The 13,099-nt window shown below is 46.9% G+C and carries 10 protein-coding genes; 5 read left to right on the top strand and 5 right to left on the bottom strand.

From position 1 onward, the window contains the following. Window positions 1-32: 32 nt before the first annotated feature. Window positions 33-2,309: a catalase/peroxidase HPI gene (gene katG / locus QFZ48_RS23080; RefSeq protein ID WP_429063817.1), complete on the bottom strand. Its 2,277-nt coding sequence runs from the start codon at window positions 2,307-2,309 to the stop codon at window positions 33-35. A 224-nt stretch (window positions 2,310-2,533) separates the two neighbouring features. On the opposite strand from katG, the gene QFZ48_RS23085 reads away from it, so the two are divergent. Then, window positions 2,534-3,688, top strand: a complete 1,155-nt coding sequence (locus tag QFZ48_RS23085; RefSeq protein WP_429063819.1) for a TlpA family protein disulfide reductase — start codon at window positions 2,534-2,536, stop codon at window positions 3,686-3,688. On the opposite strand, the gene QFZ48_RS23090 is transcribed toward QFZ48_RS23085, so the two are convergent. The 4 genes from QFZ48_RS23090 to QFZ48_RS23105 are packed head-to-tail and all read right to left on the bottom strand — an operon-like array spanning window position 3,677 to window position 5,540. Then, window positions 3,677-4,249, bottom strand: coding sequence for an NADPH-dependent F420 reductase (locus tag QFZ48_RS23090; RefSeq protein WP_429063821.1), 573 nt, complete (start codon window positions 4,247-4,249; stop codon window positions 3,677-3,679). The two genes, QFZ48_RS23085 and QFZ48_RS23090, sit on opposite strands and share 12 nt — an antisense overlap. 51 nt (window positions 4,250-4,300) lie before the next feature. Continuing rightward, window positions 4,301-4,771 (bottom strand): SRPBCC family protein, encoded by a 471-nt coding sequence (locus QFZ48_RS23095; RefSeq protein WP_429063823.1) that lies wholly within the window; start codon window positions 4,769-4,771, stop codon window positions 4,301-4,303. A gap of 12 nt (window positions 4,772-4,783) precedes the next feature. Then, window positions 4,784-5,107 carry an ArsR/SmtB family transcription factor gene (locus QFZ48_RS23100; RefSeq protein WP_429049254.1) on the bottom strand — a complete coding sequence of 108 codons (324 nt, stop codon included), beginning with the start codon at window positions 5,105-5,107 and terminating at the stop codon, window positions 4,784-4,786. Further along, window positions 5,088-5,540, bottom strand: a complete 453-nt coding sequence (locus QFZ48_RS23105) for an SRPBCC family protein (RefSeq protein ID WP_429063825.1) — start codon at window positions 5,538-5,540, stop codon at window positions 5,088-5,090. Before QFZ48_RS23105 ends, QFZ48_RS23100 begins: the two co-directional genes overlap by 20 nt. A gap of 233 nt (window positions 5,541-5,773) precedes the next feature. On the opposite strand from QFZ48_RS23105, the gene QFZ48_RS23110 reads away from it, so the two are divergent. The 4 genes from QFZ48_RS23110 (at window position 5,774) to QFZ48_RS23125 (ending at window position 13,084) form a co-directional block, all read left to right on the top strand. Beyond that, window positions 5,774-6,595, top strand: coding sequence for an alpha/beta fold hydrolase (locus tag QFZ48_RS23110; RefSeq protein ID WP_429063827.1), 822 nt, complete (start codon window positions 5,774-5,776; stop codon window positions 6,593-6,595). A 148-nt stretch (window positions 6,596-6,743) separates the two neighbouring features. Further along, complete coding sequence (locus QFZ48_RS23115; RefSeq protein ID WP_429063828.1) at window positions 6,744-7,346, top strand: RNA polymerase sigma factor; 603 nt, start codon at window positions 6,744-6,746, stop codon at window positions 7,344-7,346. Window positions 7,347-7,508: 162 nt separating this feature from the next. Then, complete coding sequence (locus tag QFZ48_RS23120; RefSeq protein ID WP_429063830.1) at window positions 7,509-8,657, top strand: FecR family protein; 1,149 nt, start codon at window positions 7,509-7,511, stop codon at window positions 8,655-8,657. A gap of 209 nt (window positions 8,658-8,866) precedes the next feature. Then, entirely contained in the window at window positions 8,867-13,084 is a 4,218-nt protein-coding gene (locus QFZ48_RS23125) for a TonB-dependent receptor plug domain-containing protein (protein WP_429063831.1), read from the top strand. The last annotated feature ends 15 nt before the right edge of the window (window positions 13,085-13,099 follow it).

Here is a 13,099-nt window from a genome sequence, read left to right on the forward strand (position 1 = left end):
TGAAGGAGGCTCCTGTTATTCTTTTAATTTAATTAAGCGAGATCAAACCTGTCGAGGTTCATTACTTTGTTCCAGGCTGCGACGAAGTCTTTCACAAATTTTTCCTGGCCATCTGCGCTGCCATATACTTCTGCGTTAGCTCTCAGTTCAGCGTTAGCGCCCAATACCAGGTCGGCACGGGTGCCGGTCCATTTTACTTCGCCGGTGGTGCGGTCGCTGCCTTCATAGAGTTCCCTGTCTTCAGACACTGCTTTCCATGCAATGCGCATATCAAGCAGGTTCACAAAGAAGTCAGTAGTAAGCTGGCCGGGGCGGGAAGTGAAAACGCCATGTTTAGATCCGTCAAAGTTAGTGTTCAGCACGCGCATACCACCCAGCAGTACTGTTAACTCCGGTGCGGTAAGGGTGAGCAACTGGGCCTTATCTATCAGCAACTCTTCTGTAGACACGGGGAACTTTGACTTGCGGTAGTTGCGGAAGCCGTCGGCCACAGGTTCCAGGTAGCCTACTGATTCCACGTCGGTTTGTTCCTGCGAGGCATCCATGCGGCCGGGGGTAAAGGGAACCGTGATGGTTTGTCCCGCATCTTTCGCTGCTTTTTCAACGCCGGCTGCACCTGCCAGTACGATCAGGTCGGCCAGGGAAACTTTTTTACCACCCGACTGGGCGCCGTTAAATTCTTTCTGAATGCTTTCCAGTGCATCCAGTACTTTTTGTAATTGGGTGGGATTATTTACTTTCCAATATTTTTGAGGAGCCAGGCGAATGCGGGCGCCGTTAGCGCCACCACGTTTGTCGGATCCGCGGAAAGTGGAAGCTGACGCCCATGCAGTAGAAACCAACTCGGATACGCTTAATCCGGATGCCAGTACTTTTGCTTTCAGAGCGGCAATATCTTTTTCATCAATCAGTGCATGGTCAACTGCAGGAATGGGGTCCTGCCAAAGCAGTTCTTCTTCCGGCACATCGGGACCGAGGTAACGTGCCTTGGGGCCCATGTCGCGGTGTGTTAATTTAAACCATGCCCGGGCAAAAGCATCTGCAAATTGATCGGGATTTTCCAGGAAACGCCTGGATATTTTTTCGTAGGCCGGATCCATTCTTAGAGCGAGATCGGTAGTCAGCATGGTTGGCAGGTGCTTTTTGGAGCTGTCGTATGCATCAGGGATAATGCTGTCTGCGTTTTTAGCTACCCATTGGTGTGCACCAGCCGGACTTTTAGAAAGTTGCCATTCAAATCCAAAGAGGTTTTCGAAGAAGTTATTGCTCCATTGGGTAGGCGTTTTCGTCCATATTACTTCGAGTCCGCTTGTAATGGTGTCTGCGCCTTTACCAGAGCCATAGCTGTTTTTCCAGCCCAGGCCCTGCATTTCCAGGTCAGCTCCTTCCGGTTCTGCGCCTACGTGGGTGGCAGGTGCGGCGCCGTGGGTTTTGCCAAAGCTGTGTCCACCGGCTATGAGGGCCACTGTTTCTTCGTCGTTCATGGCCATGCGGCCAAAAGTATCCCGGATATCTTTGGCAGCTGCGATGGGGTCTGGATTACCATCGGGGCCTTCGGGGTTTACATAGATAAGGCCCATTTGCACAGCGGCAAGGGGCTTCTCGAGGTTGCGGCCGTGAATATTACCATCTGCGTCGTCGTCTGATACCAGTACGCCATGATTTTCTTCCACGCCGGGGGAGCCGTGCGCATAACGCAGGTCGCCACCGAGCCAGGTGGTTTCGGAGCCCCAGTATACATCTTCATCCGGTTCCCATACATCTTTACGTCCCCCGGCGAAGCCAAATGTTTTGAAGCCCATTGACTCCAGTGCAATATTGCCGGTAAGGATCAGGAGATCTGCCCATGAAATTTTGTTACCATATTTTTGTTTGATGGGCCAGAGCAACCGGCGGGCTTTATCCAGACTTACGTTATCGGGCCAGCTGTTAAGCGGGGCAAAACGTTGCTGTCCTGAGCCTGCGCCGCCACGGCCATCACCTACACGATAGGTGCCTGCACTGTGCCATGCCATACGGATGAACAGGGGGCCATAATGACCAAAGTCGGCCGGCCACCAGTCCTGCGAGTCAGTCATGAGTGCATGAAGGTCTTTCTTCACTGCTTCCAGGTCGAGGCTTTTAAAAGCTTCGGCATAGTCAAAATCTTCACCCAACGGGTTTGATTTGGAGGAGTGCTGGCGCAGGATACTCAGTTTTAACTGGTTGGGCCACCAATCCCGGTTCCTGGTGCCGCCACCGCCAACATTGTGCTTCATACTGCCATTATGAAACGGACATTTACTGATGTCGTTTGATTCTTTTCCCATTTTTAGAAGTTTTATGGTATTGAAAGAACACTTGCCTGCACCTTTTAGTTGTGCATAATGATAAAGTTATGGTATTGAAAGAATAATCACAATCAATTAATTTCTATGTTTCAATAGTTAAAATCTATTTGTAGTGTGTTCCTGCACGGAGAGAGAATTTAAGCATAAAAAAGGGAATTTGCCCTATCTTGTTAAAACAAGTCGATAACGCTAACCACCATAAGATGATTTATACTATAAAAAGGTTTACCTGGCCATTTATTTGCCTCCTGTTAGTGTTGTTGCATTCGGATATTCACGCACAGGTTTCCCTGGTGCAAAAAGTCATTGATAAATTGGCGGGCTATAAGAACTTTAGTTATCAATCAGTTTATAAGCAAAAGGAATATACCAGCGATACGCTGGAAATACATCACCGGGATATTTTTTCAAAAGCACCGGAAGATAAAGTTTTTGGTTATTTGTTCAGTATGGAGCAAACAATCAGGGGTAATAAATTTCCTTTCACAACTATATATAACGGGCAAAGCTTAATCAATATAAATCCTGCAGACAGTACTTATGATATAAGAGAAATCAAAGCAGCGGCCATCCAGGGTTCACTGCCGGATTATCTGAAGATGATAGAAGCGCTGTTAAAAAGAAGACCATCTGAATTGGTTGGCGATACCATCATTAATACCATCAACTGTGCTCATTTGGTGATTAATGGCTCTGATACGGTTATTAATAAAGAACATTACTATACACGTATACATTTATATATAGACAAGTTGTCGGGCATGCCGGAGCGTGTCATTGCGCATGCAAGAAGCAGTGGTATCGGCGATGGTGTCACCAACTATTATTCAGAGACCCGCTATTTGGATTATAAGTTTGACCAGGATCATATCGACCTTGCGTCCATGAAGATTCCGGAAGGGTTTCATCTTCCAAAAGAAGGGCCCACCTTATTAGCACCGGGCGGAATAGCGCCCGGTTGGGTGCTATATGCTGCTGATGGGAGGAAGATGTCATCTGCACAAATGAAAGGTAAAGTGATGTTACTGGATTTCTTCTTTATCGGGTGTGCGCCCTGTATGCTTTCCCTGAAACCATTGAATCGTCTTCATGAAAAATATAAGAACCAAAACGTTGCCATGGTGAGCCTGACGGAAAGGGACAGCCGGAAATCCGTTCTTGGATTCCAAAAGAATTATCGCATAAAGTATCCCATGTATGTTGATGCAAAGGAGGTGGTGCAATCATACCATGTAGCAGCCTTCCCGACTTTTTATTTCATCGGCAAAGACGGAAAAATTGCCCAGGTAATTGAAGGGTATGAGGAGGGGTTTGAAGAGAAGGCTACTGCCATCATCAACGACCTGTTAAAGAAATAGCCGTTCATCCTGCAGGCTTTCCAGATAAGCAGGATAGTCTGTCTTCATCAGTACTTCATCGCTGTTCCGTTTTCCAATGATTACATCGTGCATGTCTGTCCATGCAGTTCCCATTGCATGTACCCTTTTTTTTAATTCTTCCAGGTTAATATCCCCGCAATAAATGGTGGAACCTGGCTGCTGCTTCCATGATTGGGCGATGGTACCCACATCGAAGGGATCAAAACCTACATCGTTTACCAGTGTAAATACTACTTCTTTAGCGGCGTCGTTAGCGCCCGAAACGGCCAGTGCGATACGGTTTTGAGCACCTTTGGGTTGGCCCAGGGATTCCAGGCTTTCCACAACAATAGAGTTAAAAACCTTCACAACAGGAACGCCTAACTGCTCCTGTACCCACAGGCTGTCGATGCCACTTTGAATAAGTGCCGGTATGATGCCATCGCGGAGGGTAGGGTAATAATTTCCCGTGTCAATAACCACTACATCTTCCGGAAGATCTTTAAAAATATTTTTAGGAAGATCGGTGATGCTTTTCTGGGGAATAGTAACAACAATCACTTTTTTATTCCAGGCAGCTTCCGATAGCGCCTGCGCCGATAATGCCTATATTCATAGCTTAGTATTTTTAATAGCATTCTCAATGGGATTTGGCTGGCCTTTACCTGTAGTGATCAGGTTGCGCAGGCTGTTCCCGATATAGTTGCTCCAGGCATTAAAACAAACATGATAGCATTCATATGCGGGAACCAGTCCGTGGTGCGTGAAGTGAAGCTGTGTCTGATGTTCTTTTTCAGAGATCTCAAATTCGATTTTTGTACCGGTCCATTCTGTTTTGTCTTCCGTGAAATCGAAGTAGTTGTCCAGCACCTGCCAGGTAACTTTTTTATCCGGGACCACTTCTGTCAATTTCATGGTACACTTGTGAACGTCTTTGAACCGGTAGGTAAACTCATCATTGAGCTGTGCGGTACCGCCTTCAATGTTTTGGGACCACCATCCGCGAACATTCGTGATGGCATTGAATACCTCCGCGGGAGTTTGATCTACCAGGATGGTAGTGTTAAAATCTGATGCAGACATGTTGTTGATTTTTTAGTTGGGTAATTTGTTATTTAATAAAGTTTCCAGCTTTTTCAGTTTCGATGTCCAGAATTTATCGAAGTAGGAAATCCAGTTCTGCAGTTCCTTAAAGCCATCCTGTTTCAGTGTGCAATACCGTTCCCGGCCTACATCCTTTATGGAAATAAAGCCTGCGTTATACAATATTTTGATGTGTTTTGAAACGGCGGGGCGGCTCATATCAAAATTATCTGCCAGGCTGTTGATGGTCAAACTATCTTCTGAGAGCAGCATCAGCATTTTCCGCCTGCTCGGATCTCCGATTACCTGGAATGCGTCAAGTGTTGGTGTTGCCATGTTGTGCTGCGTTTATACGGTCCGCAATTTTGTGCAAATTCTTCAGCCAGCCGTCGGTCAGAGCATTGAACATATTCAGGTTCTCTTCTTTCGTGAAACCGCTATGCTCCAGGAAAAGCTCCGTGCCTTTATCGGTTGGTTCCAGTTTCCATAATACTACAGAATCCAGTGTGATCTTGCCATCGCCGGGGCCACTTTTCCAGGAGTAGGAGAGCCGTTTAAAAGGAACAACCTCCAATACCTTACAGTAGAAGATCCCGTCGAAGTCGAGGCTGGGTATCGGGTTTGTTCTGAACTGAAAGTCGAGTCCCACGATGGGCTGAAAATCATTTTTCATAAGCCACAGCTCCATCAGTTCGGGTTTGGTGAGGTAGTTCCAAACTGTTTCAGCCGGGTGTGGGAAGAAGAACTGGTGTTTAATTGATCTCGTCATAATAAGTAACATTGAAGTTACATAAAGGTATATGTAACTTTTGGGTTACCCAAATATTTTTTAGAAATAATGTAAAATAGTGAAGAAGCGTGATACACATCAGCGGAATAATTTTTGTTTTTCAGACGAACAACATCTATTAAATCTTTGTTAGCAGGAATGAATGCCAGCTAAACATGCTTAAATTGATGACATCTGAAAAATTTTTAACCAAATAAATAAAGCCAAACAAAATGAGTAAAATCACAGTAAAAGATGGTACTGAAATTTATTACAAGGACTGGGGAACAGGTCAGCCCATTGTGTTTCATCATGGATGGCCTTTGTCCGGTGACGACTGGGACGGGCAAATGATGTTCTTCCTGGAGCAGGGCTACCGGGTTATTGCGCATGACCGGAGAGGTCATGGAAGATCCGGTCAACCCGCCAATGGCCACGACATGGATACCTATGCTGCCGATGTAGCGGAGCTTACCCAAGCGCTTGATTTAAAAGACGCCATACACGTTGGTCACTCTACCGGCGGCGGGGAAGTAATCCGTTATGCCGCAAAATATGGCAAAGGCCGTGTGGCCAAAGCGGTGCTGATCAGCGCGGTAACGCCCCTGATGGTGCAAACAGCCAATAACCCCGACGGAGTGCCATTGTCTGTATTTGATGACATCAGGAAGAATACTGCCACACAACGCACGCAGTTCTTCCAGGATTTTACGCTGCCATTTTATGGATACAACCGTGAAGGAGCAAAGATATCGCAGGGCGTGAGGGATAATTGGTGGCGCCAGGGCATGATGGGAGCCATCAAAGCGCATTACGACTGCATCAAGGCTTTCTCTGAAACAGATTTTACAGAAGATCTTAAAAGTGTAGATATTCCCGTGCTGGTGCTGCATGGTGAAGATGACCAGGTCGTTCCGTTTCCCATTTCAGGCGCAAAGGCGGTGGGCCTGCTAAAACATGGAAAGCTCATTTCCTATCCGGGGTTCCCCCACGGTATGCCTACTACAGAAGCTGCCACGATCAATAAGGATCTGCTGGCCTTTATCAAATCATAATATAGTAAGATATTAGTGCCACAGCGATGAAAAAGCGTGATACCTTCTTCCGGATGGTATCACGCTTTTTCATTTGCCGGCGCCGATAAAATTAGTTTGATATTTTTCCGGCAAAGGATTATCTTGTTATCTCAACATCTAAGCCACTTTGCTGCCGGGTACTTTTTCATATGATGAAGAGAAGTTAGTTATACAGATCTCAGAAGGAGACGAAGAGGCCTTTACCCGCCTGTTTTACCATTACGGTGCTATTATTCATCCCATTGTACTTAAAATAGTAAAAGAGGAAGCTGCTGCTGAAGATGTGGTAGCGGAAGTATTTCTGAAGCTCTGGATAAATAGAAAAGGGCTCACCGCTGTTACCAATCTCTCCGGCTATATTTACCGCATGGCCACCAATTTTTCCATCAATCACCTGAAACGTAACAAAACAGAGGCGCATGTATTACAGGATATGTACCTGGATGTGCCGGGTCATGGTGCTACCGCGGACGAACAGCTTACTGTACAGGAACTGAGAAAATCCATCCACAAAGCGGTAGACGGGCTACCCGGGCAACGCCGCAGGATATATGAGTTAAGCAGGGAAAAGGGATTATCCAGGAAAGAAATTGCCGACCTGCTCCAGATTTCAGAAAATACTGTAAAGAACCAACTGCGTATTGCGTTACGCCACATACAGGAATCTATACTAAAGGACCAGGGCACTTTAATAGCGGGTATCTTTTTTATAGAGATCATCACGCATTAACGCCCTGTTATCACCGGTCAATGCCCACCACCTGCCGGTTGCTGCAACAAACACTTCCTATGTATTACGCTTAAATTTTTTTTATTCCGGAGGAGTACCGGTAATCATTTTTGGTGTCTATTACTAAGAACGACCTGGCCGGACCGGGACAAAACGTATACTGTGATACAGGAAGACCATATAAAACAGTTGTTAGAACGATATATAAATGATCTGTCCACAGAAGAGGAGAGGCTACAGCTATTGGACATCATCGACTCCCGGCCTGAGATAGACTGGTATGCCCTGCTGGCGCCTGCATTTACGGATGCCGTTGCCGATAAAGCGTTTACTTCTGAAAAGTGGCAGCCGGTACTGGATAGCATCCTGAAGTATCCGCAGGTAGAGAAAGAGACGAAGGTGGTACCTCTTTTCAGAAGATGGTGGTCAGTAGCCGCAATGCTTGCCATACTACTGGGAGCAGGGTGGTGGTTTTATCGCGCCGGCAATGCAAAGGTGAGTCCACCGGTAATCGCCATGGCGGATGTGCCGCCGGGTAGCAATCGCGCCGTACTGAAGCTGGCCAATGGGCAGGAGATCACCCTGGATAGTGCGCATGGTAATATTGTTCAGCATGGCAATTTTAAAGTGAACAACGACAGCGGTATGCTGAATTACGAGGGAAAAGCCAATGAGGCAGAGTATCATACGCTGTCAACGCCACGGGGAGGGCAATACAAGCTGCAACTTCCGGATGGCACCAATGTATGGCTGAACGCGGCTTCTTCCATTACATATCCAACGGTTTTCACCGGGAGGAAGCGGGATGTGGCCATTACGGGAGAAGCATATTTTGAAGTAGCGAAAGATCCCGGTAAACCTTTTAATGTACAGGTCAACCAAATGAATATAACCGTATTGGGTACGCATTTCAATGTTAATGCTTACAACGACGAGCCCGATGCTAAAACAACACTACTGGAAGGCGCGGTAAAAGTGAACGCCGGCAACCAGGTGAAAATACTTGCGCCGGGCCAGCAGGCGCTGTTAGAAAAAAATAATACGCTCAGGCTCATTGAACAGGTGAATGTGGAAGATGTGATTGCCTGGAAAAACGGGTACACCGTTTTTGAAAATGCCGACATCCAAACCATCATGCGGCAGGTATCCCGCTGGTACAATGTAGATGTCGTTTTTGAAGGGGACATTCCTCAAAGACAATTCGCAGGGGGCATCTCCCGCAAATCCAGCCTGGCGGAACTTTTAAAGGTGCTGGAATTTGCCAATGTAAATTTTGTAGTAGAAGGGAAGAAGATTGTCGTAAAACCATAGCATATATCCCGTGGCCGTTCCCTTCGCCGGCAACACGGATAATCCGGAAGTATTTTTTTAGTCATGTGAATAACTAATATCAACCAAAAGGCTTGCAAAAAAAAAGCCGGAAGCGTTCGCGGCGCATCCGGCAAGGCTTTGGGCAACCCTTTTTCCAACAAGGCGTTTGAAAAAGTAATTTAATTATGAACCCAAAACAGTTCAAAACTATGAATTTTTATTCATTACAGGTCCCTGTATTTTTTAAACATCACAAAAAGCTGACGAAGATTTTTCTGCTAAAGACGATTACGGTATCAGTATTGTTATTTGCGGGCGTATTCGCAAGTACTATAGCAGCGGCGCAACAGATTACGCTGAATGAAAAGAATGCGCCCTTAAAAAAGATATTCAATCTTATCAAAAAACAAGGGGATTATATCTTCTTTTACGAGAAAGGTGTGCTGGATAAAACAGCTCCTGTAAGCATCCAGGTAAGCAATGCCGGGATCCGTGATGTTCTTGAAATTTGCCTGAAAAACCAACCATTATCTTACATTATTTCCGGTAATAACATTGGCATTAAAAGAAAATCTGTAGGATCAGAAGAGGGCAGGGAGGCATCGCCGGCAGCGTCGCCGGACGAAGATATCCTGATTGGAGGACTGGTGGTTGATTCCATTAGCATTCCTAAGCAAGGTGTAACTGTTACCAGCATATCCGGCGGGTCGCACCAGAAAACATTTTCCGTTACCAATGCCGACGGCACCTTTCAAATATATGGACAAAAAGGCGACAAGCTTATATTCAGCGCCATCGGGCACAGGAATGTGGAAGTTCGGTACAATGGTGAAGTGAGCCTGAAAATAACGATGAAAGTGGCGCCCATAGAAATGAATGCCGTGGTGATTGACGACATTGACATGAGCCGGAAAAGGACACCTTTTACGGATACCATCGACATGACCCACCGGACGCACCTGAACCTCGGGCAGTTGTTACAGGGCAGTATCCCCGGCCTCACTTTGCAAAATTCTTCCCAGAGTCAGCAAACATTGCAGTCCATCGACTTTACCGGGCGGGGAGTACCCATAACAGGTACTTACACACCCACTATTGAAGCTTTACGGGCACACTATAATCAATATCAGAGCATCTATTCGTCGACCGGTTATCCAACCTTTGATTCGTGGATCAATTCTATGAAAGGTGTGGATGGCATTCGTTTTAATTACAGCACTTCCGTTGGTAGTAATGGCCTGGTTCCCCAATTAAGAGGTGTAAGTGGATTTAGTGGGAACACGTCGGGTATGCTGGTCATCATTGATGGTTTTCCGCAGGATGGGTTTCCTGCCAATTACCCGATGACCAATATAGAATCGGTGAAGGTGATCAAAGACCCCGAAGAACTGACCAAATGGGGACCTGCCGCCACCGGTGGCATCATTATGATCACCAGCAAGCGCGCCGTGAAGGGAAAACTGCAGCTCAGTTATAGTTCCAACTTCGGTTATGCAGCGGCGCCCCGGTTTAACCGCAGTAAACTACGCCTGGCTTCTTCCGCCGATATGATCGACTATTTAAGGTCTGCATCAGATTCGGGGTTTATGGTGCTGGCAAATAAAAATGATCCACGTGTAGCTTTTAGCCTCAATCCTGCTGAGCGTATATTTTATGGCTGGCAGCTGGGCACACTGTCTGAGCATGACTATAACACCCAACTGGATTCGCTGGCCAGGCTATCCAATGAAAGCCAGTTAAAGCTGCTGCAACAAAATTCCTTTAACCAAAACCAGATGCTTACCCTTTCAGGAGGCAGCAATGCCTGGCGCTTCAGGGCTGCCGGTATTTACAACACCGACCGTAGCAGCGCCCTGGACAATTATGGCCGGACGTTCAGCCTGAATATGAACAACGACTTCTTATTATTTAAGAATAAACTGCGCGCGCAATGGTATGTGAATGTTGCTCAAACTACAGCCAGGGCCGGGGCCAACGCCGACTTCCGCAACCTGCAACCTTACCAGCTGCTTGTTGATCCGGAAACCGGGAAGTATGTATACGATTATTCTTCCTTTAACCCGGATGCCAATACCGCCCTTAAGAAATACGGGTATGAAGATCATGGCGCCAATATGCTGGAGGATGCACGGATAAACAGCCAGATCAGCAAAAATCTCCAGGTGCAGTCGAGGCTGACTACCGACTGGGATATCCTGCCCTCTCTCCGGTGGTCCACTTCACTGCAATATGATCTGCTGAATGGCAGAACAGAGGACCTGCAGGACGCAGCTTCCAGCGGGGCGAGGCAGTTGGTAAATGAATACGGCAGCCCTGTGTTCGACGACTTCGGCGCTCTTACCGGCATTGATTTTTATGTGCCCCGTGGGGGCATTATGCAAAAGCCATCTTTAAAAAACAGGGAATGGAATCTGAGATCCGCCTTGCTGTTTGATAAAAGTTTCGGGAAGCACCGTCTTGCTGTAACACTGGGTGGCGGCGGTTTTGGTAATGCATCACGCAGTCCTTCCTATGCGTCCATTTATGGTTATAATAAACAAACCCGCCAGGGCGAGGCCGTGCAGTTGCCATCGCCCGACCCTACTGCAGGTGTCCTCAATTTATTCAGCCTGCCCGACAGGTATTGGGAAGGTACCTATGGCAGAATGGTTTATCCGAATACATTACTAACGCCGCAGGCAGGCGATACTACTATCTCACGGGGGCTCAACTGGAACGGCAGCTTTTCTTATTCCTATGACGGTACTTATATACTGAGCGGCAAGTACAATACAACGTTAAATCCTGACTATGGCAATCCGCATCCCTATACCAACCTTACTAACTATTCCGCGGATGCCACCTGGCGGTTAAGCAGGAACCATTTTTTTCAGGCTCCTTCCTGGGTCAGTAATGTAGCCCTGTCGGCCGGCGTAAACGGAATCAGCATACCCGGTTTATCCACGCAAATTGCCGCGCAGCGTAACCGTCAGAGCAACTGGAATAACTATGGCGTTTGGGTAACCCGTTTTAACCTGCCCCAGCAAAGCGGACAAAGTTCGTACAACGTGTATGAGAAACTCGGGATAGGCCTGTTGGACGACCGTTATACTTTTGATATCAGCTACAACAGCTTACGCATCAATAATAATAGCGGAGATAAAAGCACCAATGGCCGCGAAATAAAGAATTATGTGGGCGCAAACGCACGGGTGAGACTGAGAGAAGGGCTCCTGCATTTATATGCGGGTTATGGCTATTCGTTGGACGGGAATCCTCAAACAAACATCAGGGTTGCTTATGACATCGGCAGGGAATCTTATTTTCATGCCGGCGCTATCAGCAAATTAATGGCGGATTTTACCCTGCAAAATATCAGTGGTTTTCAAGGCATGGAAATAATGACAGGCACCAATGCGCCGTTATCCGGCGGCGGATTTACGATGGCGGTAAATAGCAACTTCGGGCAGCTTCCCCCAACAATAAGAAACCTGGAAGCGCATACAACGCTGGGATTAGCCAATGACCGTTATCTTTTCGACTTCCGCTATTACCAGACAAACACTTCGGGGCTCAATAATTTTATCCCGGTTCCTACCGATCCTTCTACCGGCTTAGGAACAAAAATCAGTTATAGTGAGATAGTAAAAAAAGGAGTAGAGATGTACCTGCAAATAAAAGTATTGCAGCAGAAAGATTTTAAGTATGTGATTACGCTCAATGGCGCCTATAATAAGAATATTGCGAAAAAAGTGCCGTTGGTGAATTTTTCACAATCCGCTCGTTATTTAACGGACTATCGCAACGGTTACAGCACAGAGAACCTCTGGAGTTATCGCTGGGCCGGACTGGATGCTACGGGAAGCCCCATGATATATGACGCCAAAGGGCAGAAGACAGCCAGTCCCGACAGCGCTACGCTGGCTTCCTCGCTGGTGTACAGCGGCGTTACCCGCGCGCCTTTTACAGGTGGCCTTATACAGGAATGGGACTATAAAGGTTTTTTCCTGAGAGCAACATTGCTGCTGAATTTTGGTCATGTGATGCGGGAATACCTGCCGTCTCCCTCCAGAACGGCTGACAACAGTCTCCTGATCCGCGACCGTTGGCGGAAACCGGGAGACGAGGCCTTTACAGATATCGCGGCCATGTCGGGAAATGCAGATGAAGGCAGTACACGGAAATTCATTATCCAGAACTCATCGAACAGTATTATGTCTGCAGACAATATCCGTTTGCAGGAAGTGCAGATAGGCTGGCAGGTGTTATCCGGCGAAATACTGCAGCGTTATTTTATCAAAGATCTTACGGTATCCCTGCAAATGCTGAATGCCGCTTTATGGACCAGCAACAGGTTGCATGTGGATCCCCAGGCGGTGGCAAATACAGGGGAGATAGGGCTGCCGGTTCCCCGGCAATATATGTTCAGTGTTAATATGAAATTTTAAACAAGCGACAACGAA

It is taken from the genome of Chitinophaga sp. W2I13 (assembly GCF_050434005.1).
In the GTDB taxonomy this organism is placed as follows: domain Bacteria; phylum Bacteroidota; class Bacteroidia; order Chitinophagales; family Chitinophagaceae; genus Chitinophaga.

Bases quoted from the DNA above. Each gene is read 5' to 3' on its own strand.
- katG (WP_429063817.1), bottom strand. From the start codon at position 2,309: ATGGGAAAAGAATCAAACGACATCAGTAAATGTCCGTTTCATAATGGC.
- QFZ48_RS23085 (WP_429063819.1), top strand. From the start codon at position 2,534: ATGATTTATACTATAAAAAGGTTTACCTGGCCATTTATTTGCCTCCTG.
- QFZ48_RS23095 (WP_429063823.1), bottom strand. From the start codon at position 4,771: ATGTCTGCATCAGATTTTAACACTACCATCCTGGTAGATCAAACTCCC.
- QFZ48_RS23100 (WP_429049254.1), bottom strand. From the start codon at position 5,107: ATGGCAACACCAACACTTGACGCATTCCAGGTAATCGGAGATCCGAGC.
- QFZ48_RS23105 (WP_429063825.1), bottom strand. From the start codon at position 5,540: ATGACGAGATCAATTAAACACCAGTTCTTCTTCCCACACCCGGCTGAA.
- QFZ48_RS23110 (WP_429063827.1), top strand. From the start codon at position 5,774: ATGAGTAAAATCACAGTAAAAGATGGTACTGAAATTTATTACAAGGAC.
- QFZ48_RS23125 (WP_429063831.1), top strand. From the start codon at position 8,867: ATGAATTTTTATTCATTACAGGTCCCTGTATTTTTTAAACATCACAAA.